The sequence below is a fragment of the Candidatus Saganbacteria bacterium genome (genome assembly GCA_026387835.1).
GTDB lineage: Bacteria > Margulisbacteria > WOR-1 > JAKLHX01 > JAKLHX01 > JAPLKZ01.
In genome coordinates, this window is the sequence record JAPLKZ010000010.1 from 41,506 (window position 1) to 67,211 (window position 25,706).

General features: G+C 48.3%; 24 protein-coding genes. 12 read left to right on the plus strand and 12 right to left on the minus strand.

From position 1 onward, the window contains the following. Window positions 1-70: 70 nt before the first annotated feature. The 3 genes from dnaJ to NTZ10_04335 are packed head-to-tail and all read left to right on the plus strand — an operon-like array spanning window position 71 to window position 3,500. Entirely contained in the window at window positions 71-1,165 is a 1,095-nt protein-coding gene (gene dnaJ / locus NTZ10_04325) for a molecular chaperone DnaJ (GenBank protein MCX5749449.1), read from the plus strand. Next, a complete protein-coding gene (locus tag NTZ10_04330) occupies window positions 1,162-1,884 on the plus strand; it encodes a 16S rRNA (uracil(1498)-N(3))-methyltransferase (GenBank protein ID MCX5749450.1) in 723 nt (240 codons plus the stop codon). Before dnaJ ends, NTZ10_04330 begins: the two co-directional genes overlap by 4 nt. Beyond that, a complete protein-coding gene (locus NTZ10_04335; GenBank protein ID MCX5749451.1) occupies window positions 1,881-3,500 on the plus strand; it encodes a phosphoglucomutase, alpha-D-glucose phosphate-specific in 1,620 nt (539 codons plus the stop codon). Before NTZ10_04330 ends, NTZ10_04335 begins: the two co-directional genes overlap by 4 nt. A gap of 18 nt (window positions 3,501-3,518) precedes the next feature. Here the strand turns inward: NTZ10_04335 and NTZ10_04340 are convergent, their stop codons facing one another. Continuing rightward, on the minus strand, window positions 3,519-4,766 hold the full coding sequence (locus tag NTZ10_04340; GenBank protein MCX5749452.1) for a hypothetical protein: 1,248 nt from the start codon (window positions 4,764-4,766) through the stop codon (window positions 3,519-3,521). 105 nt (window positions 4,767-4,871) lie between these two features. Further along, entirely contained in the window at window positions 4,872-6,977 is a 2,106-nt protein-coding gene (locus tag NTZ10_04345; protein ID MCX5749453.1) for a hypothetical protein, read from the minus strand. A 370-nt stretch (window positions 6,978-7,347) separates the two neighbouring features. Between NTZ10_04345 and NTZ10_04350 the strand changes: the two genes are divergently transcribed. From NTZ10_04350 to NTZ10_04370, 5 genes are all read left to right on the plus strand, one after another. Continuing rightward, window positions 7,348-9,060 carry a hypothetical protein gene (locus tag NTZ10_04350; protein ID MCX5749454.1) on the plus strand — a complete coding sequence of 571 codons (1,713 nt, stop codon included), beginning with the start codon at window positions 7,348-7,350 and terminating at the stop codon, window positions 9,058-9,060. Between the two features lie 118 nt (window positions 9,061-9,178). After that, entirely contained in the window at window positions 9,179-10,384 is a 1,206-nt protein-coding gene (locus NTZ10_04355; GenBank protein MCX5749455.1) for a hypothetical protein, read from the plus strand. After that, complete coding sequence (locus NTZ10_04360) at window positions 10,354-11,028, plus strand: hypothetical protein (protein ID MCX5749456.1); 675 nt, start codon at window positions 10,354-10,356, stop codon at window positions 11,026-11,028. The genes NTZ10_04355 and NTZ10_04360 overlap by 31 nt, the downstream gene beginning before the upstream one ends. A gap of 129 nt (window positions 11,029-11,157) precedes the next feature. Further along, complete coding sequence (locus tag NTZ10_04365; protein MCX5749457.1) at window positions 11,158-12,108, plus strand: ketopantoate reductase family protein; 951 nt, start codon at window positions 11,158-11,160, stop codon at window positions 12,106-12,108. Then, window positions 12,105-13,361 carry a TldD/PmbA family protein gene (locus NTZ10_04370; GenBank protein ID MCX5749458.1) on the plus strand — a complete coding sequence of 419 codons (1,257 nt, stop codon included), beginning with the start codon at window positions 12,105-12,107 and terminating at the stop codon, window positions 13,359-13,361. The genes NTZ10_04365 and NTZ10_04370 overlap by 4 nt, the downstream gene beginning before the upstream one ends. On the opposite strand, the gene NTZ10_04375 is transcribed toward NTZ10_04370, so the two are convergent. The 8 genes from NTZ10_04375 to NTZ10_04410 all read right to left on the minus strand — a co-directional run bounded on the left by NTZ10_04375 (window position 13,358) and on the right by NTZ10_04410 (window position 19,377). After that, entirely contained in the window at window positions 13,358-13,531 is a 174-nt protein-coding gene (locus NTZ10_04375) for a hypothetical protein (protein MCX5749459.1), read from the minus strand. The genes NTZ10_04370 and NTZ10_04375 overlap by 4 nt on opposite strands. After that, complete coding sequence (locus NTZ10_04380; GenBank protein ID MCX5749460.1) at window positions 13,528-14,040, minus strand: hypothetical protein; 513 nt, start codon at window positions 14,038-14,040, stop codon at window positions 13,528-13,530. The genes NTZ10_04375 and NTZ10_04380 overlap by 4 nt, the downstream gene beginning before the upstream one ends. Then, window positions 14,037-14,900, minus strand: coding sequence for a methylenetetrahydrofolate reductase (locus NTZ10_04385; protein MCX5749461.1), 864 nt, complete (start codon window positions 14,898-14,900; stop codon window positions 14,037-14,039). Before NTZ10_04385 ends, NTZ10_04380 begins: the two co-directional genes overlap by 4 nt. Beyond that, window positions 14,897-15,538, minus strand: a complete 642-nt coding sequence (locus tag NTZ10_04390; GenBank protein MCX5749462.1) for a methylenetetrahydrofolate reductase C-terminal domain-containing protein — start codon at window positions 15,536-15,538, stop codon at window positions 14,897-14,899. Before NTZ10_04390 ends, NTZ10_04385 begins: the two co-directional genes overlap by 4 nt. 1 nt (window position 15,539) lies before the next feature. After that, on the minus strand, window positions 15,540-17,048 hold the full coding sequence (gene lysS, locus NTZ10_04395; protein ID MCX5749463.1) for a lysine--tRNA ligase: 1,509 nt from the start codon (window positions 17,046-17,048) through the stop codon (window positions 15,540-15,542). After that, the gene (locus tag NTZ10_04400; GenBank protein ID MCX5749464.1) at window positions 17,024-17,767 is read right to left on the minus strand and encodes a type III pantothenate kinase; all 744 of its coding nucleotides are present in this window, start codon (window positions 17,765-17,767) and stop codon (window positions 17,024-17,026) included. The genes lysS and NTZ10_04400 overlap by 25 nt, the downstream gene beginning before the upstream one ends. Window positions 17,768-17,812: 45 nt before the next feature. Beyond that, on the minus strand, window positions 17,813-18,055 hold the full coding sequence (locus tag NTZ10_04405; GenBank protein MCX5749465.1) for a hypothetical protein: 243 nt from the start codon (window positions 18,053-18,055) through the stop codon (window positions 17,813-17,815). A gap of 104 nt (window positions 18,056-18,159) precedes the next feature. Beyond that, on the minus strand, window positions 18,160-19,377 hold the full coding sequence (locus NTZ10_04410) for a hypothetical protein (GenBank protein MCX5749466.1): 1,218 nt from the start codon (window positions 19,375-19,377) through the stop codon (window positions 18,160-18,162). A 98-nt stretch (window positions 19,378-19,475) separates the two neighbouring features. On the opposite strand from NTZ10_04410, the gene NTZ10_04415 reads away from it, so the two are divergent. From NTZ10_04415 to NTZ10_04430, 4 genes are all read left to right on the plus strand, one after another. After that, a complete protein-coding gene (locus NTZ10_04415; protein ID MCX5749467.1) occupies window positions 19,476-20,198 on the plus strand; it encodes a GAF and ANTAR domain-containing protein in 723 nt (240 codons plus the stop codon). Between the two features lie 79 nt (window positions 20,199-20,277). Beyond that, complete coding sequence (gene gdhA / locus NTZ10_04420; protein MCX5749468.1) at window positions 20,278-21,615, plus strand: NADP-specific glutamate dehydrogenase; 1,338 nt, start codon at window positions 20,278-20,280, stop codon at window positions 21,613-21,615. A gap of 76 nt (window positions 21,616-21,691) precedes the next feature. Beyond that, window positions 21,692-23,272, plus strand: a complete 1,581-nt coding sequence (locus NTZ10_04425; protein ID MCX5749469.1) for a TIGR03960 family B12-binding radical SAM protein — start codon at window positions 21,692-21,694, stop codon at window positions 23,270-23,272. Further along, entirely contained in the window at window positions 23,247-23,837 is a 591-nt protein-coding gene (locus tag NTZ10_04430; protein ID MCX5749470.1) for a TIGR03936 family radical SAM-associated protein, read from the plus strand. The genes NTZ10_04425 and NTZ10_04430 overlap by 26 nt, the downstream gene beginning before the upstream one ends. 51 nt (window positions 23,838-23,888) lie before the next feature. On the opposite strand, the gene NTZ10_04435 is transcribed toward NTZ10_04430, so the two are convergent. Both NTZ10_04435 and NTZ10_04440 read right to left on the minus strand, forming a co-directional pair. Next, window positions 23,889-25,115, minus strand: a complete 1,227-nt coding sequence (locus NTZ10_04435) for a hypothetical protein (protein ID MCX5749471.1) — start codon at window positions 25,113-25,115, stop codon at window positions 23,889-23,891. A gap of 104 nt (window positions 25,116-25,219) precedes the next feature. Continuing rightward, window positions 25,220-25,696, minus strand: a complete 477-nt coding sequence (locus NTZ10_04440; GenBank protein MCX5749472.1) for a hypothetical protein — start codon at window positions 25,694-25,696, stop codon at window positions 25,220-25,222. Between the last annotated feature and the right edge of the window lie 10 nt (window positions 25,697-25,706).

Sequence of the window (25,706 nt, forward strand, 5' to 3'; positions counted from 1 at the left end):
GAGAAGCTTGTCCCGCCTCCTTGGCGGGAGGAAGGGTGAGGGCTGCCTATTTAGTATATAATATAAACATATGCCTTCAAAAGATTATTATCAGATACTAGGAGCGTCAAAGAACGCTTCCACCGACGATATAAAATCCGCTTTCAGAAAATTGGCCCGCCAGTATCACCCGGACGTCTGCAAGGAACCCGGCGCCGACCAGAAGTTCAAGGAAATTAACGAAGCCTACCAGGTCCTGGGCGACCCGGCTAAAAAAGCGCAGTATGACAGGTTCGGCTACGCGGGTCCCGGCCGCGGCGGTTTCGGCGCGGGCGGCACAAATTTTGACGATATCTTCCAGGGATTTCAGGGGGGAAGCCCTTTCGGCGATCTCGGAGATATCTTAGAATCGTTTTTCGGAAGTACCGGCGGCGGCGGAAGAAGAAGACAGCGCGGACCGCAGAAAGGGACCGACCTCAGGTTTGACCTTATCCTGACACTGGAGGAAGCTTTTGCGGGATTTGACAAAGAGATCGACATCTCCCACCTGAGGCAGTGCTCAAGGTGCAAAGGCGCGGGCGCGGAGCCCGGCACTTCCGTAAAAAAATGCGCGGCCTGCAACGGGTCCGGGGTCCTTCAGCAGACTCAAAGGACCATGTTCGGGAGTTTCGCGAGCACTGTGCCGTGCGCGTCATGCGGCGGCCGCGGAGAGACGGTCTCCAGCCCGTGCAAAGACTGCAGGGGCTCCGGAAGGATAAAAACTTCAAGCAAGATCAAAATGAAAATTCCGCCGGGGATCGAAAGCGGGTACCGTCTGCGCGTCGAAGGCGAAGGCGATGCCGGCCATAAAGGCGGCATCCCGGGCGATCTCTATGTTTATATCAGCGTGAGGCCGCACGAAAAGTTCAAGCGCCAGGGAAATGACCTTTTCACTTCTGAAAAGATAGATTTTGTCACGGCGATCCTCGGCGACGAGATTGACCTGCCGCTTTTTGACGGAAATTTCAGGCTTAAGATACCGTCCGGCACCCAGCCGAACACAGTTTTCCGCCAGAGGGGAAAAGGCATGCCGCGGCTTCAGGGCAACGGAAGAGGAGACCTCTTCATAGAGGTGCACGTGGAGATCCCGACCAGGCTGTCGCGCGAGCAGACCGACCTGCTGAAAAAGATCAAAGGGATAAAATGAACAGGTTCTTCGTCCCCAGAGACAATGTTCTCGGGGACCTCATAATCATCTCCGGCTCGGATGTGAACCATATCAAGAACGTCCTGCGCAAGGACCGCGGCCACAGGATCATCTGCTTTGACAGCAGCGGGAACGAATACCTCGCCGAGATAAAGGACATCTCAAAGGAAAAAATATCCCTCGCCGTCATATCCAAAAAAAAGAACAGCGCGGAACCGAAGACAAAGATCACTCTCGGTCAAAGCCTGCCGAAACTTTCTAAAATGGACCTCGTGATACAAAAAGCGACGGAGCTCGGTGTCTTTGAAATCATCCCCGTAATATCAGAAAGATCAGTTCCTAAATCCGGCAAACCTGAAAGGTGGAACAAGATCGCAAAAGAATCCAGCCAGCAGTCAGGAAGGACCCATATCCCCGGGGTCATCATGCCTGTCGGGTTGCCGGATTTTTTCAAAAAGACCAAAGATGCCGGATTAAAACTTATCCCTTTCGAAGGCGAAGACTATACGACCATAAAACATGTACTGAATAAAAATGCCGGTATATCAAATATTGCGCTTTTGATCGGACCCGAAGGCGGATTTTCTAATAGTGAGATCGAACTGGCAAAGCGCTCCGGTTTTACCAGCGTTTCACTTGGAAAAACGATATTAAGGACGGAGACCGCGGCGCTCGCTGCTATTTCCATGATACTTTACGGTCTGGAGATGGACGGATGAACAGAAAAAAGCTTGATGTAACAAAACTGAGGGATGACTTTTTTAAGTTGAAACCTGACCCTGAAGATCCCGCGCAGAAAGTCTCGTTCGGGACTTCGGGCCACAGGGGATGTCCATCACTCGGGACTTTCAATGAAATGCATATCGCCGCCATCGCACAGTCAATGGTCGATTTCAGAAAAGAGAACGGCATAAACGGCGTTCTTTTCATCGGCATGGACACGCACGCGGCCTCGCTTCCCGCGATGCAGGTCGTTCTGGAAGTGCTTGCTGCTAATGATGCGGAAGTGAGGTTCGAAGAAAGACAGAAGTTCGACGATAAAAGCGGGTTCACCCCTACCCCGGCAGTCTCGTTCGCCATCCTCGAGGAAAATAAAAATGACCAAAAAGCTAAAGCGGACGGGATAATAATAACGCCTTCCCATAATCCGCCGGCAGACGGCGGGATAAAATACAATCCGCCGACAGGCGGGCCCGCTGACAGCTCGATGACAAAAAAGATCGGGTCCTATGCGAATAATTACCTTAAAGGACTAAATGCCGGAGTGAAAAGGATCCCTCTTGAAACGGCACTGAAGAAAAACAGCGTCCGAAGACATGATTTTGTCACGCCTTATGTCTCGGCCCTCAAAGATATTATCGATATGGACGCCGTCAAGAGCTCAAAAATAAAGATCGGGGCTGACCCTCTGGGCGGAGCCGCGATCGAGTACCTTGAACCCATAAAAAAACTATACGGGATAGAACTGGAAATAATAAATGACGCGATAGACATGACCTTTGATTTCATGCCTTCGGACCATGACGGAAAAATAAGGATGGATTGCTCCTCCCCTTTTGCAATGGCAAATGTCGTCAGACAAAAAGATGATTTCGACGTCATATTCGCCAATGATACGGACTCGGACCGCCACGGCATAGTCGCCAGGTCAAAAGGTCTGTTGAACCCGAACCATTTTCTTTCGGTCGCGGTCTGGTACCTGATAAATCACAGGGCACACTGGGAAAAGGGACTTTCGGTCGGAAAAACAATAGTGACTACCCAGCTTATTGAACGGATCGTGAGTAAACTCGGAAGGATGTTTCTTGAAACGCCGGTGGGATTCAAATATTTTGCGGACGGACTTTTTAAAAAGACCCTTTGCTTCGGCGGGGAGGAAAGCGCGGGAGCTTCATTCTTGAGGATGGACGGATCAACATGGACGACCGATAAAGACGGGATAATAATGGGCCTTCTTGCCGCGGAAATATGCGCTGTCATGAAAAAAGACCCTGGGATAATTTATGAAGAGCTTACCAAAGAATTCGGAATTCCTTTTTATAAAAGGATAGATACACCGGCAAGCCCGGCCTTAAAGAAAAAACTCGGAAACGCTTCCCCGGAACAAATAAAAGCAACCACACTCGCAAAAGACGCGATCATTTTGATTTCTTCAAAAGCACCGAACGGAGAACCTATTGGCGGGCTTAAGATCTCGACTCAAAACGGCTGGTCTGCGGTCAGGCCTTCGGGCACGGAAGATATCGCCAAGCTTTATGCGGAGAGCTTTGTGAGCGAAGAACATCTGGAAAATATCATCAGCGACACCCAAAACATCATCAAAAATCTTGTGTGAGCTCCTGCTGGTCTGTCCTTAATAGACCTTGTCCGACTCTGCCTCGTCGAGTTTTTTCGCGGTGTTTTTTTGATCCGCGGCAGACGTCTCTGCGCCCTCTTTTTTCAGAAATTTTGACGCCTCAGACCCGGCAAGAGATACTACTTCTCCTCTTCCAGACAACAGGCCGCTTTCCGCAAGGACAAAGCCTTTGATCAGGGACAGCTTTTGTTTTTTGTCATCGGTGGTCCAGACTGCCAGGCCGCGGCGTCCATTGCCAAGACCTGTGGGTTGTATTATTACCTGTTTACCGGCTGCTCTTCCTATGTAAAGGGTCAGTCTTTTTCCGGACAGAGTATATAAATTCAGATAACCCTTGACAAGGCCCTCGGTCGATTCAGCCGGACGGCTCTCGCCAGTTATCAGCCAGTAAACAAGATGCTTTCTTCCTATGCCTTCGGTCTTTGGCAGATCGCCCTTATACTCCTGAAGTCCTAATGGTATTTTTGTCGGACTCTCAATGAACTTATCTCCGGTAAAAAGTTTTACTGCCGATTCTGGAAACTCCCTGGTCTTTTTGTCATCGGCAAGAACCCAGAACCGCAGGCCCCTGCTTTTATCCTTGAAAATTACCGGCTCGCCTTCTATTCCGCTCTTCTTCAGGCGGTCGTCACCGCTCATGGATATCTTCACAGGCGGTAATTTTTTAGAAGCTTTTTGGAGGGCGTATAGATATACTATTCCAAATTTATCGACTTTCAGAGGTAAAGGGTCCGGCTGGCAGTTTCCCGTGCCAAGCCAGTAGATCAGCTGGCAGACATTCAGGTCATAGGCGCCAGGCAGACCGCTGCTGCGGAACTTTTCCAGGAACGGGCGAAAGCTTTGCGGAGTATCAAGCAGTTTTCCCCGGTTGTCCGAAAAAATATATCCCTGAAAAGGAAAAACCATCGCCCCCCTGTCATTGACCGACCAGAATATGGCAGCCTTGCAGTCGTCAAGCAAAACAGGATGAACAATAACACCATTCCTGATGATCTCGGGAGCATTGAACGTATATAAGTCCATGGGACTTGTCTGTCCCACATATAATACAATTTTAAAACCCGGGTCCACTGTCAGGGGGATTTTCCCGGGTATACCGGCCTTGTCTGTAAGCCAGTTGCTCAATCTTGTCCTTTGGGCAAGGGTTGCCTGAACCGGTCTTACTGCGGGAGATTTTCTTTGAATGGTTCTTTCTGAGGGGCTCCCTGCTCCTGGCATATTTATATTTTTTGATCTTATCTGCATGTGATACTTATCACTCCGGTTAATCTATCGATCACAAAAATATGAGTATTTCACTATTAAGACATTCGCGTAAGGGCCCAAATCGCCCGGCAACCATCCGCCCGTTTATTCTTCCATTGATCCATCTGTGTATTCTCTAGCGGATACTTGATATTCATTTCCGGGCATTGACTCCTCATCTTTTCTGGGTGTTGTCTCTTCTTTCCCGGAACCTTCCTCTTCAAGTCTGATAGCTTTTTTTGCATCGGCGGCTGCTTTCGCAGCGTTAGGATCTTTGACAATCACTAATTTTCTTTTTCGCCGTTTACAGCTACTGGCAGCAGCCACCAGTTTCAGTAATTCAATACGGTCGTTTCTTGCAAGTACGCTGCGGCCCGCTGAATCCAGGCTGACGTTGTTGATGATGTCTTTCACTGCTGCCATCTGCTGCAGTATTTTCTGCTGCGCCTCTGGTTTATTCTTCAGCTTGGCGGAATTTTTTTTCAATTCGAAATAACGCCTGTTCAGTTCTAATATCAAACTGCTTTTCTCAAGACACATGATCTCTTTGTCAGACAAGACATGGGGCATAGCCAGAAGCTCGCCACTGACCGTCATACCGGCCTGACCAGCCGGTTTTTCTGCAGTCTTAGGCGGAGCCGCCAGAATGAAACCCTTTACCGGCCTTATCTTCTTCCCGCTTTCATCGGTCTGCCAGTATAGAAAACCTCTCTGAGCTCCGCTAAATTCAAAAGGCTCCCGCCATACACTGCCTCCGATTTCAGGAGGGATGGGCAATTCCATAGCCGGCCGCACTCCCGGTAACAGGTTCAGAACATCAGAGCCGTTTGAAAGTTTAACTGTGATCCCTTCCGGCGGATTGCTGCCGGTGCAAAGCCATGCCAGCTCGTTTAGCATACCGCCTTTCAGGCGGATCACTTCTTCCCTGTCAAAGAGTCGTCCGTTGCGTGCCAGGACCAATCCCGCTAAATTCGGACCTCCGCATTTTTTTGTTTTATCGAACGCCCGGTCCACAATTCCCCTGAGACCGTCCGTAAATTGAACCGGCTGCCAGACAATCCATCTGGGCCGGCCGGGCAGCCTGCAGCTGATGGGTTTTTGCGACTTAAGTGAATAAAGATAATGCTTTCCTTCCTTGATATGGCATTTCTGCTGTCTCGGAATCGCTTGCCCGGTGATAAACCAGTAAGCCAGCTGATATAAATGCCTATCGTTCGTGAGCGGCAGCTTCCCTGAAAACCCCTCAATGCCAAACAGTATTTTTTTTGGTTTTGTAATAAAATTTCTGCCGCTAAAAAGTTTTGCGGAGGCAAAAGGAAATGGTCTTGATCCTCCCGGCCCGACCGGCCAATAGCAGGCACCGCGGCTGCCGTCAGGAAAAACCTGCCGTGTCCTGATCAACCTCGGCCCGAATACGGAAGTGAGCATCAGAAAGATGCTTTCACTCTCGCCGGACCTTATCTTTGACTGCGGCCTTCTATAAAGGACATCGGCGCCGTCTTTTATCCTGACGGTCTGTTCCCCATCGTTTTCCCCTTCGCCGGTCGCCAGCCAGCGGATGAACGACCTGGTCTGCGCGGAATATGTTCCAGGCAGCCGGTCAGGCGCGATCTGCGCCAGGTCATCCGCGACTGGCATCAGTTCTTCCCTGCTTAAAAACCTTCCGCCCTTGAAAAGCCTATAGCTTTTAACAATATCAAGCGTGCGTTTTTCTTTGTCAAGAGGTGTCAATAAGACTCCCCGGCTCCGGTCCCGGAAAGTTTTTGGCTCTAATCTTGCCGCTCCTATCTCGGTGACCGATCCTCGGAGATTATTATTCGGATTAAGATTGAGCGGGCAGCTGTGATTTTTGCCCGCATTAAAATTGTATAGATAGATCTTTCCCACCGAGTCCGCCTTTAATTCGAAGGTCTCCGGCCGGCAGAGACCGGTGGCAAGCCAGTATCTCAGGTGACATATCCACAGGTCATCGGAACCGGGCTGATTCTCATCCGGCAATTTTTCCAGACCGGGGATAAATCTTTGTTTGCCATAAATGACCCTGCCGTTTCCTCCGGCCAGAAGGTAACCCGCAAAAGGAAAGCCTTTCTGACCGTTATCTTCTACCGACCATAAGACCAGCCCCCTGCTAAGCCGGAAGTCCTGGAAAGTCTTTGGTTCCAGGATCACTCCGTTCCTTGATATTTTATCGTCTTGAAATGTGTTAAGCATTGTCTTTTTACGGGTTCCGGCAGGTAGATATATAACTCTCTCGCAATGATTTACCCAAATGTGAAAAGCGGCAGGTCTCGGGCCCTGATTGGCCAGCCAGGTCAATAAGCGAAACTTGTTCTTTAAAGTCGCGCCGTTCGACGATGCCCATGACGACGCACTGCTGAATACGTTCCCGACACTTGTTATGTGCTGTACGCTTGTATTTATCGCTATTGAACTATTGTAATGCATCTATTTCTTTTTCCAATTGGCTCTTTGATTAACTTATCGTTAAATTAATAAACAAATTTCATCTTATTTTTTTCAAAATATCGATTAACTGAAATTTCCCTTAAATTCAAACGATACATCAATTGGATATATCATCATGAACAATACAAGGTTCCCTACAGCTTCGATGTATGACGCAAGACATCTCATACAGGGAGCCACATCGGTGCGGCCCAGGCTTCCGTTAAGCGGGATCATCGAGTCTTCAACAAGGAGTTTCAGGCAGGTCGTCTTCAGACATGATATTTTTCCGGAAAGATCCGCTGCTTTGGTCGCGGAAGTTGTCGGCAATCTTCAAAAAAATCTTCCGTTCGTCAACCTGTTGATCACACCCGGAAATACGACCCTCGGTTTTATGGAAGCGCTTGCGGCAAAAAAGACAGTTAATTGGAACAAGGTCAGGTTCATCCACGGAGCCGAGATCCTCGGTGAAACCCCTGACAGCCCCCTCTCCCTTGCAAGTTTTGTGAACAGATATTTTATCGGCCTTATGGACCCGAAAAACAGAATAACCGAGATCATCGGGCCTGACCCGATCCATCCGAGCACTGAAGCATATGCTGCCCGGGTCAGGAAGATCGGAGGGATAGATATCGGCGTTCTCGGCTTGGCTGCTGACGGTGAGATAGTTTTTTGCCCGCAAGGAACTCTTTTCGACAACCCCGTCTCTGTCGTTAAGCTCAGCAGGGAAAAGATCATAAGCAAAGGTCTCGATGTGAAAGACCCGACGCTTGCCAACTGCTATGCGATGTCTCTTGGGCTTGATTTTGTGTGGGCGATCAGACATCTGTTCATGCTTGCGACAACTCCCGAAAAAGCTTCAATAACAAGAACGACACTGTTCGGCCCTGTGGGTCCGGAAAATCCCGCCTCCATCTGCAGGATCCACCGCAAATGCACGTTCATCGCTGATGAACTTGCCGCCGGGGATCCGGCATCGATAAGCCATCAGGCCGAGAAATCAGCCAGAGTTATCTGCAGCTGCAAGTGGCCAAGCCTCGATATCAGGGAAAAAGACGGTGAAGAATTTATAGAAAAGATGGCCAGGTATCTTGAGACATGTGTCACACAAAAAGAAATGGAGCTGCTGCTTTTGTGTATAAAAGCACCCGTCACATCGCTGCACGAGCTTGACCGGCAGCTGCAGCCGGCGATTTTACGTTACTATATAGAATATTTTGATGAAATAAACAAGCGGGTGTCCGATAAGGGAGATCCTAAAACCCAAAGACTCCTTTTAAGGGACCTGTTCCAAAGGGCCGTGACAGTGTATAAATTTAAAACGACCAGAGCTATGGTTTCTGAAAGAAAAGCTCTGCTTTCTTTGTTCCTGTTCATAAATCTTAGGTCGGGCCATAAATTGGGGTCGTCATTGCGAAGCGATGTATCTCTTGACCTTCTTTTTAATGAGATCATTTCCAGCTCGGATCCGACAATCTTCAAACCAGCGCTCGAGATAGCTGTCGAATTCCTTGCGAGTGGAGAAGAAAGTCATAATACCATTTTTTTCCAATGGCTGACGGATTTTCTGGATAAATCCGAACACCTGCCAAGGTTTTCAAGGGCTCTGATAGATCTTTTATCGCGCGCATCAGCTGGAGAAGTCGTCCTTTTTGAAATGAAGGACAAAGATGTGTTCTTTTCCACCGCCAAGATCGTCGTGGCAAAGATCGTACACAGGTCTGCGAGACTGACCGAAGAATTTAAGCAGTATTCCGCAATGATGACCCGTTCGATGCAGGGAACGAATATCCCGCAGATAATCAAGGAAGTGTGGGCTGAGATAGGCAGGCTGAACGGGGGGAAATGATAATTGGTATTATGATCAATTAATTATCCAATAATTTCAAAAATGTGTGAAATTTCCGGAAATCTTTACCGATAATTATATAGGAAGATAATTTAATCAGCAAAGGAGAAAGAGTGAAATGTCTACAGCGAGATTGACCCCAGTCCAGCAGCATTTATCCGATATCATTGGAAAGACCGCAAGGAGAAGCACATCAACGATCGCGCGGGGACCTATGGAACATGATATTTTCGGAAGAAGGCTTAATTTACAAGGCCAGTTTGTTGAGACAAGCGACAGCTCAGCAAGGCTTAACACTGCAGCTTTGGATCTATCAGCTGCACTCAAATCGAACACCGGGGGTATTGAGACTGCTCTTAAAGGTGAAGTAATGTACTATGATGTACGGTCAAAGACACTGAGACAGCAGCCTGCTCTTGCCGCGCTTATGGCATTAGCTTATGCAAAGGAACTTCAGGTCAGGAGCGGAAAGCCGGACGGGCATGTCATCAATGTCGCCGTCGATTGCTATGCGAAACATTATGACATGATGTCTGTGTTCGCAGATACGATAGCCAGGTCCGAAGCAGTTCAGAACGGCGGGGGCGTCATATTTTGGGGGGTCCAGAACGGCGGCTCTATAAGGAACGTCGCGGAATTCCAATCGGCAGCGAACTTGGCCGGAGGCAATTGGATTTACGGAACAGTTAGCCATTTGGCTAAACCCGAAATTGCCGGAACAAAGCTCGGCATGCTTGGAAAAGTATTTTGCGGTACAGATCTTATGAAAGATCTTTATGCCAGGCTGACGACAGGCGATTTTGCCGCGCTCAGAGCAGTGGAAAATGCCGCAGATAACTTCATCACGGTCGGTGACATGACCGCCCATAATCTTGCGGTAGCCGAAGACATGATCCGCGCAAGGACAGGCGCGACTTGCCCGACAGATGAACTTTTGGCAGGGTTAAGGATCGGGACTGATATCTGCCACAGTCCTCTCGGTCTGAATTTTTATCTCATGGCAAGTCATTTTGGAGCCGATGTACGCACATTAAATGAAAACCTTAGCCCTGATTTCAGTGTGGCTGATATTACCGATCCAAATGAACATGAAACACCTAAGATGGCCGAATTCCGGACCAGGACATATGACAGACGCACATGGGGCATCCTTGACCCTGATGCCGACAGAGGTACTTTTATCGCTTTGAACGCGAACGGGGTACCGGTTTCTTTAACGGGAACACATCTTTTAAAGCTGACAGCATACAATTGGGCGACCCATAACCCTCAGGGCCTGGACAAAGGACCGGATTGGCGATCCAGCTGCTCGTGGAAGCATTGAACGCAAAAGGTCACAAGATCGGGTTGATAGATGCTGAACCGGGATATCCGTTCTTCATGCGCGCGATGGGAGAGACCACTGCCGCGGCAGCCGTTGAAAATACTTGTCATTTTTTCTTGGCTCCTAATACAAATCCGCTGTTTGGAGCCCCGATTTCATACCCGGGTGTCCAGGGAGGAGACGATGCGGCGCTGGCGCTTATATATTTATTGGCAGCCGCTAAACATCAATGGCAGGGCAGAAACCCTGTACAGCAATTGGATTGGATGAGACAGGAATTCGGTATACCTCCTACAATAATCAGGGAATTCAAGCCGGGTCTTCCGCAGGAATACGCTTTGAAAAAATATGATGTCGCGGAAGCGATGAAGACTTATGTAAAAAAAGAACTGGAACCGACCAGAAACTATAAAGTAGATTACATGGTTAGTGGAGTCGGAGTGCAGAGCCTCAAGACAAAAGCAACGGTACTGGTCAGGTTCTCAAATACGGGCCCCACCTTTACCACATCGGGAGAAGCACTGTCCCGGGAAGATTCTGATCAGGCATTCAAACTCGGCGCATCTATTATGGAAAAAGGAGTAAAAGCAGCCGGGGTTGAAAATGTATTTCTATGGAAGGATCTGGCTCCTTTTAAGCCGTAAATATCAATTGCTTGTTGTTCGCGTGGGAATCCACCCTCTCTTCCCGATCTGATCGGGACGATACCCACCAAATGGATTCCCACTTTTTTTAACTTTGCCTTTCCCGTCATTTCTGCTATCATATTACCTATGAAATTCCTTGTGTACGGGGCCGGCTCGATAGGCTGCGTGTTCGGCGGCTTCCTGGCGAAAGCCGGCGAAGAAGTCGTGCTTCTTGGCAGGCCGGGCCATATCGAGATCATGAAAGCGAAAGGCCTTGATATCACCGGCATCTGGGGAGACCATCACGTTCCGGGAATACTGGGATACACGAACAGCGCCGACCTTAAAGAGGACCACGCTAATACTTTTGATCTCGTCCTTTTGACCGTAAAATCCTATGATACAGTTGCCGCCATGGCGGATATCAGGAATATCGCCAGTGAGAACACTTATGTCCTCTCCCTGCAGAACGGCATCGGGAACGTGGAGTCGATAGCAAAAATAATAGGCCCGGAAATGACCCTCGGCGGCCGGGTCATATTCGGCGCAGAGTTCGTTGCTCCGGGTTCGGTAAAAGTGACCGTCAGCGCGGAAGACGTGGCAATAGGGAGGATAAGCCTGAAGACACCGAAAGAACCGGTAGAAGAGATGGCTAATCTGTTCACGCTTTCCGGTATTAAAACGATCGCGACAGATGAGATCCAAAAATATATATGGGGAAAAGTCCTTTATAATTGCGCCCTTAACGCTCTCGCTACCCTTCTGGGAATAAACTACGGAGCCTTGATCGAAACAGAGTACACGCGTGACATCATGAGGCGTATCGTCGCCGAGATCTACGCCGTCGCGCAGAAGAAGGGCATTGAGCTCGAGCTGAAGACAAAGGAAGAATATATCAAGATACTGTTTAACCGCCTGATCCCCATGACGTCTTCTCATAAACCTTCGATGCTGAGGGATATAGAAAAGATAAAAAAGACGGAGATCGATTATCTCAACGGGATGATCGTCCAAATGGGGAAAGATATCGGGATCCATGCTCCGACAAACCAGTTTTTGACGGAACTTATCAAATTCAAAGAATTAAAACACCAATGACCGATCTTATTAAAAGCTCCCTGATAAATTTCGGCGCTGATTTTGCCGACGTCTTCACAGAGGAAGTTTCATCCACATCCATAGTCATCGAGGACGCCAGGATCGACAAGCTGATCGCCGGAAGTTACTCGGGAAAAGGCATCCGTGCCATGAAAGGCCTTGAGGTGGACTATGAATATTACTCTCAAAAAGAGACCGCGCCCGAAAAACCCGACATCCCGATAGATAAGAAGATCGCCCTTGTCGAAAAAGCGGACCGTGCTGCAAGAAAGATAAGCCCTCTGATCAGGCAGGTGTCGATCAGCTACGGCGACACCGTTCAGAAAGTCACCTGTTCAAATTCTCTCGGGATACATGCTAAAGGGACAAGGATAAGGACCAGGTTCGTAGTGAGCGTTATTGCCAGCAATAATGGGGTTTTGCAGACCGGATACGAGACAGCCGGCGCGAGCACGGGCTTTGAGCTTTTTGAAAAAGTAGACGTTGAAAAGATGGGGGTAATAGCCGCCGAAAGGGCTGTCATGATGCTTGGAGCATCTGCCGCGCCTTCCGGGAAAATGGCTGTAATCATAATGAGCGAAGCTGGCGGGACTCTGATTCATGAAGCATGCGGCCACGGGCTTGAAGCGGATTTCATTGTAAAGAATACAAGCGTCTACGGCGGAAAGACCGGACAAAAGGTCGCTTCAGAACTTATAACAGTTATAGACGACGCGACTATTCCGGGAGCTTACGGTTCTTTTGAATTCGATGACGAAGGTACTCCTTCACAGAAAAAGATCCTCATAGAGAACGGCATCCTGAAGGGTTTTATGAGCGATATCTATAATTCGAGAATATTAAATATCGGATCCTCCGGGAACGGAAGGCGCGAGGACTTTCAGCAAAAACCCCAGCCCAGGATGACGAATACTTATATCGAAAGGGGCAATTCCGATCCCGGAGAGATCATCAGCTCTGTAAAGAACGGTCTGCTCGTCAAAAAGCTCGGCGGAGGCCAGGTCAACGTGACCAACGGTGATTTTGTATTCGAAGTCCAGGAAGGTTACGTTATAGAGAACGGTAAAATAAAAAGGTCTGTCCGCGGTGCTACTCTTATCGGTAATGGCCCAAAGATACTTGCGGAAATAGATATGGTCGGCAGCGACCTTCATTTCATCATCGGGACCTGCGGAAAGGGAGATCACGCTCCTGTATCAGACGCGATGCCTACGGTAAGGGTACCTGAGATAGTGGTTGGTGGGAGAGCTTAAATATTCCCTTTCCTGACTTTGGCGGCAAATTCTTTGCTTTTTTGCGGCATAAAATAATACAGAAATCTGTTGAGCTTTTCAAGCCCTTCTAATTTTTGTTGAGGCGATAACCGTTCGAATATTTTTTTTCTCTCAGCCGAAGAATCCGTTGTTTTCTTTTCTGTTTTCATTTCATTTTCATTCTTTGTTTAAGAAGTTTGATATCTTCCATGTCTTTTTTTCTGCCTGCGATCTTTTTAAGTTCTATCAGTTCGTCGATACCTACAACAGACACATTTATTCCCCATGCCTCTATCACTATTCTTTTCTTGTATGCTTTCTTAAATGAAATATAGTTTTCTGTCATTACATCAATATTGATATACGGATTGTCTATATCAATAAATGAAAATACCAGCATCCCCTTTTCCTTCTGCCATTTTTTCACCTTATACGGGTCAGCAAGATCTTCCGGATTAACAGGAACTTTGGGTTTTAGCTTGAGTAGCTTCATCACTGAAATGAACTTCAGCAGGTTCCCTCTGTCCATTGAGAGCATAATATCCATGTCCCCTGTAACTCGCTCAACCCCGTGAAGATTAACCGCGATCCCGCCGATAATAAGGTACTTGACTTTCTTTTTCTCTAATTCTTCAAAAATATCTTCATAGTATAATTGTCTGTTTTTAGGTTCTCTCATATTTTCTCTGTTATCCGTTTGACTGTTTCCGCATCGTTCATCGTCATGAAGTGAACGCCGTCGCATAAAGATTTAAGTTCTTTTATCGTCTCGACCGCGATATCCAGGCCTTCTTTGACCGGATCTTTAGCGGCTTTCATCCTTTTCAGGACCTTCTCCCCCACTTTCACCCCGGGAACTTTCTGGTCCATAAAGACCGCTGCCGATAAAGATTTTAAAGGGAATATGCCGAGCAGAAGTTTTGCCTTGAGACGGCCCGCCTTGTCGCGGAACTTTTTGAACAGGTCTGTGTCAAAGACCACCTGTGTCTGGATGAATTCGGCGCCCGCATCTATTTTTTTTCTCAGTTTCATTATTTGAAGGTCCATCTGCTCGCTGTTCGGATTGACCACGCAGCCTGTGGTAAGATCGGCTTTGCCCGACAGACCGTTACCGTGAAGATCTTTCCCGCCGCTAATTTTTTTAATAAGATCTATCAACTGGACCGAATCCACTTCGAACACGGGCTTCGCGAGGACTTTCCCATCCTTGACGGGATAATCTCCGGTGATGGCCAGGATATTTTTAATGCCGAGCGCTGCCGCCGCGAGTATATCAGATGAAAGCCCCATGCTGTTGCGGTCGCGGCAGGACATCTGATATACCGCATCGACACCTTCGCTTACAAGCTTGTGGCAGAGGACAATGGGGTTCATCCTCATCACCGCCCTCTGGTTGTCGGTCACGTTTATCGCGTGTACCGTGTCTTTAAGCTGCCTGGCTTTTTCCAGAGCGGGGATTATATCGCTTCCCCTGGGTGGGAATATCTCCGCAGTCAATATGAATTCATTGTTATCTATGGCTTTTCTTAAGGTGTTCATTTTTCGACTTTTCTCGGCCGCAGCGCTGCGGACCAGTCTTTTACCGGCCGGAAATCCCTGATGTCCGAAACGGAATTTATCTGCTTCAGCCTCTCTTCGATGATCGCCCACGCGCAGTCGTTTTCCTTGTTGACCTCGCATTTGCCCTCTACGGAACCGCCGCACGGGCCGTTCAGGGTGTTTTTAGCGCATCGTGTTATAAGGCAGATGCCGCCCGTCTTGTCCAGCTGGCAGTCCCCGCAGGTGGTGCACATCTCGTAGAATTTTCCCGCGCGCTCCACTCTTGCCAGGAACATGGAATTGAGAGCGGGAAAAGTTTTTTTGCCGATCAGGTCGGCTATCGTCTGGGACCCCGCCCCGCATGACATGACAAGAAAAGTGTCGGCTTCGTCCATTTCTTTACGCAGGTCTTTGAGATCTTTTTTGCACAGCCGCTCGTCGCAGGTCGATTCTATTACTTTTGTCCCGGTAACGCGCTTTCCGGCTTTTTCAAGGGCCTTTTTCATCTCCCTGACCTGTTCTTCGCCGCCGGTATTTGTTGTCGTGGCGCACGAGCCGCAGCCCGCAATAAAAATGCTTTTGCTCTCTTTGAGCATCCCAAGTATTTCTTCGATCTTCTTTTGTTCTGTTACGATCATATTATGTCAAAGGCCTCATGTGCGGGAATAATAATACATCCCTTATCGATGATGAGTTCGTTATGAGCATTATCAGCCTGTCTATGCCTATACCCAGCCCGCCCGCCGGCGGCATCCCGATCTCGAGCGCTTTTATATAGTCCTCGTCAAGAGATTCCGTCTCTTCATCCCCGGCTTTTTTCAGCTCCATCTGTTTTTCAAAGCGCTGTCTCTGGTCGATGGGGTCGTTCAGTTCCGAGAACGCGTTGGCAAGTTCCATCCCCGCGACAATGACCTCGAACCTTTCGACCAGTTTCGGGTCGTTCCTTTTCTTTTTCGCCAGCGGCGACGTCTCAAGCGGGTAATCCGTGATAAAGGTCGGCTGGATCAGGTGCGGCTCCACGAACCTGTCGTAAAGTTCATTTATCAGTTTCCCCGAACCGAGCGAACCGGCCTCTTCGATCCCTCTTTCTTTTGCCAGTTTCCTGAGGTCTTTTTCGGATATGCCGATATCGATCCCCGCGAAGTGCTTCAGGGCCTGCGACAGGGTCATCCTTTTCCAGGGGGCGGAAAAATCTATCCCGTGTTCTTTGTACTTTACTTTCAATGTGCCGAGTACGCTGCTGACGGACTCGGAGACAAGTTCCTCGGTCAGTTTCATGATATCTTCATAGTCGGCATAAGCCTGGTAGATCTCGATCATCGTATATTCGGGGTTATGCTTGAACGACATCCCCTCGTTCCTGAAGACCCTGCCGATCTCAAAGACTTTCTCGAAACCTCCCGCGATCAGCCTTTTTAAATATAATTCCGGAGCGATCCTTAAGAACAATTCCATATTAAGCGCGTTATGGAAAGTCTTGAACGGTTTTGCGGCGGCCCCGCCCTGCATGGAATGGAGCATCGGGGTCTCTACCTCGATAAAGCCTTTTCCTTCAAGCGACCTCCTTATCTGCGAGATCACGCGGCTCCTGGTCATGAACACTTCTTTCACCGCGGGATTAACGATAAGGTCGACATACCGCTCCCTGTATCTTGTGTCGGTGTCATGGAGCCCGTGCCATTTTTCAGGTAGCGGCCTGAGTGATTTTGTCAGAAGGATAAGTTCATGCACTTTAACGGAGACTTCGCCCGTCTTTGTCTTGAATATTTTTCCCTTGACCCCGATGATATCGCCGATATCTATCTTCTCGAAAGCCTCGAATATTTTTGCGCCGACAATATCAAGTTTTACATATATCTGGAGCCTGCCTTTTTCGTCCTGGATATGCGCGAAAGCCGCTTTGCCGTGGCCTCTTTTGAGCATCACGCGGCCGGCAAGCGAGTATTCTTCCCCGCTTTCCTGCCCGTGCTCAAGATCTTTATACTTTTCGAGGATAAAGATCGAATCCGTATTTTTTTTGAAGTTGTATGCGAACGGCTCCATCCCGATCGACCTGAAAAAATCCAGCTTCTCCCGGCGGACCTTTAACAGCGCGCTGAGGTCTTCGGTATTTTCCTGCCTGTTCAGCTCTTCCATATTGCCTTCCATATTAAGTTCAGGCCCTTTAATGTCAGGTCGGGGTCTACAACATCTATTATATCAGTTTGGGATGAAATAATTCCCGCCAGGCCTCCGGTGGCGACTACCCTGGTTTTTTTGCCTAGCTTTTCCCTGAACCTTTTGACAAGACTTTCGACTATTCCCGCGTATCCGTAGATTATGCCCGACTGCATCGCTGAAACAGTGCTGCCCCCTATCGCTTTTACGGGGACTTTCAGAGCGACCAGGGGCAGTTTCGCGGTCTTTTCATGTAATGCGTCCCTTGAGATCGCGACCCCGGGTGATATCGCGCCTCCCAGGTAGGAACCTTTTTTATCGACGGCGCAGAATGTCGTGGCCGTGCCGAAATCGATCACTATCAGGGGCTTTCCGTAAAGGATCATCGCGGCGTAAGAATCGGCAAGCCGGTCCACTCCGATCTCATTTTTATTCTTCAATAAGATCTTCATAAGGCCGTTGAAAGTGGCCGCGTTCAAAAAGAAAGGCTCTATACCGAACAATCTATTGAGAATTCGCCCGATATTCTTCTCAACAGCAGGGACCACCGATGAAATAATGACGCCTTCGATGAAAGCGCCTTTAAAAGAGAAGAATTGTTTTTTGTAATCGTTTAAATACGTACTAAATCGGAATTTCTTTATTAAACGGTCATTTTCAAAAAGACCGGCGACGATATTCGTATTCCCGATATCGACGGTCAAGAGCATGGAAGGATTATAACATAATGGCTCTAAGCGCTGATACTTTTATGTTTAGCGGGCGGACTTGCTCGGCTGGTAGTTCGAGAGCCTCATCCTCTCGCGCATCGCGATCGGAAGGGTGTTCAGCAGGTTCTTTACGGTCCCGAACCTTTTTTTCTCGAGGCGGTGGGTGCAGCTTTCAAAGAATTCGCAGGGTTCTCCGACGACGGTGACCTCTTTGCATCGGGGACATTTGATCTCCCCGTCTTTCATGAGGAGCTTGTTGCATGACGGGCATCTTGTCTCTTTTTTCATCTTGATCCTGCTGCCTTTCCCTGCCCAAAATCCGTTCTATTAATGTATCGACAACTTTCCCCCGAAATTTCACTGAAAATTCGATATTATTCAGATCGATATCTTCAGTCATTCTGGAGCTTGTCTATCATCCTGATCTGCCTGACACTTGTTCTCAGCGTTGTTTCTCCCGGTTTTAATATCCACATTCCGGCCGGATTGAAACCTCTTTCCTTTGTTACAGGGAACTTTCGCCAACCCGGATTAAAGGGATCAGTGACACACGGTGCGAATTCAAAGCAAATTGCATTCGCGGCTAACGGGTTGCTGCTTTTCGGCGGAGCATATACCTGCAGGGCATGTATCAAAGGAAAATCCTTCGGGAAAGGCGTGGACACCTCCACTCCCCATCCCGCGGAAGGATAAAAGGCTCTTGCGGCATACTGTCTGAAATCTGTGTTGCCCGGCATCTGCTCTTCTCTCAATCGGATAATACAATGGTCAAGAAATTTATCCCCTAAAACGCGGTCCTTGAGCGGGCCGCAGAACAGATCATCGAAGGGGGTTTCCTGTCTGTCAATAAAAGGGTTCGGTTTAAAAACAGGGAGCAGTGTCTCTCCCTTCACGAACGGATCGGTTTTTGTCCGGATAAAGCTGTCTCCGGCGAGACTTATCATGACTTCGCTCCTCTTTTGTCCCTTTGGGATCTTAAAATAAGCATGGTCGGTGTCTGAAAAGAATGTCGGAACATTGCCGGGATTGGAAGGGTAAGTGCTCCTTCCCAGAACCCCGTCTGTCAAACTGATCGTCTGGAACAATTGAATAGTTGAGAACCACTCTGTCTCCGGTATAGTAGCCGTTGCGGTGATCGCCGCGGAATTATTGCAGGTATTTAAATTCACATCTACAATTTTCCATTCAAGAAGCGACCCGTACCCGTGAAGCCCGAGCCCGTGAAGCATTACACCGTCTGCATCCACAGGTATCACCTGTGTGTGGCCGTTGATTTTTATAGTTCTCATACCGTCTCCGTATTTCTCAATCGCCTTGACCCTGTTCTGCACCGGACAAATATAAGCACCGAACATCGCGCTGCCCCAGGTGCGGCGTTCATCGTTACCGATCCAGCCCACGGATTGCCGGTAAGACGGCATGGTCCTTATCAGGTCCACCCGTCTGCCGCTGTTATCCGTTCCTTTGATATCCAGGACAGTCATCCCTTTTAAGCGGACACCAACCGTGTCGATAATTCCTTTTCTGCCTTTATTATGCAACACGAAGACATCATCACTGGCGTTTTTGGTCCCGAAATGTAGGGCTTTGATTCCGCAAGTATTTCCCATTCTTTTTATTCTCCTTTTATATTTGTGTTAACTTCGACTATATTCTTATCGAACGTTATTTTCAGAAATTTCACTGAAAATGCTATAATTCCATGGTAATGCCAAAGACTAAGCCGCACAAAAAACAGCCGTTAAAAGAACAGATATTGGCCTTCAGCGAGATAAGCAAGGCGATCTCCTCTGACCTGTCGCTTGATGACATATTGCGCCTGGTCGTGAACGTCACCGCGAAGCTTTTAAAATCTAGCATCTGCTCCATCCAGCTCATCGACAAGGAGAAAAAAGAGCTCGTGATCCGCGCCACGCACAGCATGAGCGAGGAGTACAATAAAAAACCGCCGCTCAGGATCGGCGAAGGCATCGCCGGCAAAGTTGTGCTGGAGAACAGGCCGATAGTCGTGAAAGACATCGCGAAGGAACCGGAATACAAATATAGGGATATCGCCAGGAAAGAAAAGCTCAGATCATTACTCTGCGTTCCGCTTACTGTAAAAGGAAAGGTCATCGGCGTGGTAAATTCGTACACTTCAAGACCACACTCCTTCACTCATACCGAGATCGCAGTCCTGTCTTCGATCGCATGCCTCGCGGCCGTAGCCATTGAAAACACGGATATACTGACCATGGCCCACGATATGGAAGAAGAGCTCAGGACGAGAAAACTTGTCGAAAGGGCCAAAGGCATCCTCATGAGGGACGAGAAACTGACCGAGGAAGAGGCTTATCTCAAGCTCCAGAAGTTCTCGATGGATTCCCGCAAAAGTATGAAGGATATTGCGGAGTCCCTGATAGTAAGTTATAATCTGAGAAGATTAAGGTAACAACCGCACAAAGTCCGTGCTTTCAGTTTGAACACCGTCCGTTCAAAAAAATCGCTTATTCTATTAAAGGAGCAACGACATGTTAAACAGCGTAGAAGATTTTATGAAAAAGGTGATGGAAAGGAATCCCAACGAACCGGAATTCATGCAGGCAGTGAGCGAAGTGGTCGAATCCGTGATGCCGTTCATCGAAAAGAACCCGAAATACCAGAAAGCAAAGGTACTAGAAAGGATGGTCGAGCCTGAGAGAGTGATAATGTTCAGGGTCCCCTGGCTCAACGATAAAGGGGATATCCAGATCAACAGAGGTTTCAGGATAGAGATGAGCTCGGCGATCGGCCCTTACAAAGGCGGGCTGAGGCTGCATCCGAGCGTGAACCTGGGCATTTTGAAATTCCTCGCGTTCGAACAGGTTTTCAAGAACAGCCTTACGACCCTTCCTATGGGCGGAGGAAAAGGCGGTTCGGATTTTGACCCGAAGGGAAAATCCGACAACGAAGTGATGAAGTTCTGCCAGAGCTTCATGACAGAGCTGCAGAGGCATATCGGTCCGGACACCGACGTCCCCGCGGGCGATATCGGTGTGGGCGGAAGAGAGATCGGTTTCCTTTTCGGACAGTACAAAAGGATACGGAATGAATTTACAGGTATTCTCACGGGCAAGGCACTGAGCTGGGGCGGAAGCCTTATCAGGCCGGAAGCAACGGGATATGGTTCGACATATTTTGCCCAGGAGATGCTGAAGACCAGAGGCGAATCCATAAAAGGAAAGGTCTGCCTGGTTTCCGGGTCCGGCAACGTCGCGCAATACACCATAGAAAAAGTGAACCAGCTCGGCGGAAAATGCGTGACCGCCTCTGATTCCAACGGCTACATATTCGATCCCGCAGGGATAGACGAGAAAAAACTCGCGTTCATAATGGAGCTCAAGAACGTAAAAAGAGGCAGGATCAAGGAATATGCCGACAAGTACGGCGTGAAATACGTGGAAGGAAAGACACCATGGAACGAGAAAGGCGATATCGCTTTCCCGTCCGCGACACAGAACGAGATCAACGAGGCTGATGCGAAGACCCTCGTAAAGAACGGCTGCATCTGCGTTAGCGAAGGGGCCAACATGCCTACCACTCCGGAAGGCGTGAAGGTATTTTTGAACGCGAAGATACTTTACGGGCCGGGCAAAGCGGCAAATGCCGGCGGGGTCGCGACCAGCGGTCTTGAGATGAGCCAGAACAGCATGAGGCTGAGCTGGACAAGTGAAGAAGTCGACAAGAGGCTTCACGACATCATGATCAATATCCACAAATCATGCGTGGAGTACGGCAAAGAAGGCGATTTCATCAATTACGTGAAAGGCGCCAATATCGCGGGATTCGTTAAAGTCGCGGATTCCATGATAGACCAGGGTCTCGTTTAAAAAAACGGTTTCTGGATACAAGGAGGGGCGGGTTTTCGCCCCTTTTTGTTATTTATCACCGTGTTATCATTAATATATGCATGATGTCCTTGAAGAGAAAATACTTCCTTTTGTCCTGAAACCCGCAAGATACACCGGCAGTGAACTCAATTCCATTCACAAAAAAGACGAGGACGATTACAATGACAAGATAAAGATCGCCCTTTCCTATCCTGACACGTATGAGATCGGAATGTCGAATTACGGTCTTCAGATCCTTTATCACATCCTGAACAAAAGGCAGGATGTCGCCTGCGAAAGGGTTTTCGCGCCCTGGCCGGATATGGAACAAAAGCTGAAAGAACAAGACATCCCGTTATTTTCGCTCGAATCACAGGTGCCAATAAAAGATTTTGATATTTTGGGCTTTTCGCTGGAGAACGAGCTCACGTATACGAATGTCCTGTATTTGCTTGAGTCGGCAAAGATACCTTTACACAGAAGAGAAAGGGACAAGACACATCCACTGATCATCGCGGGCGGAGCATGCACCAACAATCCGCTTCCGATGTCGGATTTTATCGACGCGTTCGTCATCGGCGATGGTGAAGAGGTCATCCTCGAGATGATAGATGTATATATTAAATATAGGGGTTCGCGGCCGCGGTCCCTGGAAGCGTTGTCCAAGATCGAAGGCGTCTATGTTCCGGACCATAATGAATTAAAAAGCGTCAAACGCCGTATCGTTAAGGACATCAACACGATCGACTATCCCACAAGACCGATAGTGCCCTTTATAGAGATAGTCCACGACAGGGCGGCTGTCGAAATAATGCGCGGATGCCCCAGAAGATGCGCCTTCTGCCAGGCGGGGAATACTACCAAGCCCGTCCGTCTTCTCAGTCCCGAAAAGATAAAAGAACTTTCAAACCGTATCCTTGAAAATACGGGATTTGAGGAATTATCGTTCATCTCGCTTTCAAGCAGCGATTATCCGGGCCTTATCGGGATCGCAAAAGAACTCGGACAGAAGTTCGCGAAGAAAAGGATATCGATATCTCTTCCGTCACTGCGGCCGGACTCGTTCAAAAAAGACATGGCAGGTGAGATACAGAACGTCAGGAGGTCAGGTGTCACGCTCGCGCCCGAAGCAGGGACCCAGCGTCTCAGAGACCTGATATGCAAAGACCTGACGGAAGAAGAAATAATATCTTCATGCGTCAGCGCGTTCTCTTCCGGCGCCAACTCCGTGAAGCTCTATTTCATGATCGGGCTTCCGACCGAGACTGAAGAGGACATAAAAGCAATCGTGGAGCTTTCCAACAAAATAATCGGAGAAGGAAAACGGGCAAATCCTAGGGCAAGGATAACAGTGAATGCCTCGACCTTTGTCCCGAAAAAGAACACTCCTTTTGAGAATGAGAAAATGATCTCGCTTGAGGAGACGAGAAGAAAACAGGACTATCTGAAGCATAACCTGAAGCACCGCGGGATCGAGCTTAAATGGCATTCCCCTGAAATGAGCAGTATCGAAGGTCTCCTTTCAGCCGGAGATGAAAAGACGGGGCAAGTGATCAAAAAAGCCTTTGATCTCGGCTGCAGGTTCGACAACTGGACGGAATATTTTGACTTTTCAAAATGGGAGAAAGCTCTTGCAGAGAATAAGAATAAAATATAAAAAAGGCGATGAGCTGAAGTTTATCGGGCATCTTGACCTTGTCAGGCTGTGGGAACGCGCGCTGAGAAGGACCGATCTTCCCCTGGCTTACAGCGAAGGGTTCAATCCGAGGCAAAAGATGTCGTTCGGCCCGCCGCTGTCGCTCGGAATAACCTCCGAATGCGAGTTCATCGATATTTATTTTGAAAGATGGAACAGCCCGGAGACCGTCAAGGAGGAACTCAACAGGACGCTGCCTAAAGGGGTGGAGATAACAGAAGCCAGAAATATCTTTTCAGGCACAACTGCCTTAACCGCTCAGATCACAACCGCAAAATATCAGGCCACGTCTCCGGACGACATTCAAAAAAGAATAGATGAAATAACCGCTTCCAGGGAGATCATCGTCAAAAGGAAAGATAAAGACGTAAACATCCGTCCGATGATAAAAACCCTGTCCTTTGTTGACGGAAAACTGGACATCACCGTCCAGTGCAGCAATACAGGGAGCGTGAAAGCGAGCGAGATATTCGGATTATTCCCTGATGCAAAGATCGAAGGCATGAAAAGAACAGCTCTATCTTAAGTCTTCCTTCATCGAATCTTCATCTAGATTTTTTACATTTGAGAATCATCTTTATATCCCATAAGCTTCTTCGGCTTTTTCAAGCGCTCTCATCTGGACTTCTGCCCTGTAGAGTATAAGGTCTTCCGGCTCTCCGTTCTTTAATTCCCAGTATTTGTTCCCGACCAGTGAATCCGCAAAGGACCTCATCGACAGCACATAGAGGTAATGCATAAATGATTGCACGGCCAGGCCCCTCAGAGTACGGATCCGTGATGAAGTATAATATTCCGTCGCCCTGCCAAAATAACCGCTGATTATCGCATCGACTATTTTTTTGTCGACACATACTTGATCGATGTCTTTTGGCTCCTCTCCTGCCGGATTTCCGGCCGACCTCAACGCATCCCCGAGGTCGTCAAGCTTATTGCCTTTTTGAATCGTATCCAGGTCTATCCACGCAGCAACAACAAGCTTGCCTTTTTCATTCAGAGAAAAGACCGCGTTGGTGATCTTTGTGTCGCCGTGAGTTGAAGCGTCACCCGCAGGTTCGAGTACATCCAAAAGCCGGGTCCTGCTTTTGATCTTTTTAAATAACGTATCGATCCTTGACCTGTATGTACCGCGCATTTTATCGCTCATCCTGACGGTTATGCTTTTGTCCTGGCAAAGGCTTAAAACAGGAGATCCGCCGTTCATGACCGAGATAAGATAATCATAATGGTATCTAGCGTTATGGAAATTGGGAAGGGGCATTTCTAATCTTTTATACGGGACAAGGTCCAATATCCTTCCGAATACCGCGATCGAATCTCCCAGTGACCTCGCCGCTTCAATCCGCATTGACTGCGGGATACTGCTGAATCTTTCAAAAATAAAAATATTCCCGGGAATGAAGTTCATCGCCCTCCACGGGGATCCCTTCCTGTCAAATAAGATCACATTGTCTGAACCAATACCTGCTGCCTTAAAAACAATGTCCTTCCAATGGACCGGCAGATCCCCCTGGCTTCTTGCCCGGGCTTGGGCATCTATGAATAATCGGAGATTGGCTGCGATAGCTTTGGGGTTGAACACTTGCCCGAGGTTTTGGACAACAAACCTTCTCGTTTCGCTTGCCTTATCCGTCTCCGCCACGATCCAGGTCCTGTTTATATGCCCTGTCACATCCTGGACAACTGAACATGCCGGTATATTCAACGGCCTTCCCAAAGCGAACCTGTCCGCTTGTTTTAAGACCAGCGATCTTGTCGGACGGTCGACAGCGCTAAAAACCACATCGGATCTTATCTTTGACATAAATATCTCGTTCCTGAAAAATATATCTTTACAAATATGTATCGAACGCATTTCAGTAAAATTGCAGCTGATTTTTAGAACAGAAAATAACAGCGGGGTTTTGTTTAATTCAACTCGCCGTCCGGCGGCAGGTCCCTGAAATCGTCCATCGGCCCCTCTAAGCCTTCCGGGGGAAGCTCCTCTCCGATGACACCCATCCCGACCATCGTATCAGCGACATACCTGAAAGGAGGATATGCCTGTTTTTTAGTGTCGGGGATTATCTTGATTATCCTGTTCGTGCTGTGGAGTTCATAAAGGGTCTGGTCCTCCTTTATTTTTTTAACCCTGAGGTAGTCTACGGAGCTTACATTAATGTATATGCGGCCGTTCAAAAATAATGTGGGGTCCTCGGAGTTGGAAGAAACGCGCATTATGAAGCCTTTGCCTTTATTTACGACCCTTTCGCCTTCGACTTCGTAGTACGTGACAAATCCCAGGTCCCACAAAAGGTTCATGATATCCCTTTTAGCATAGATGATCCCGTCATTGACGATAAACTGGAGGTCTTTTTTCTTATTATTGTCAGGTCGATTGTTCATGTTCATCTTT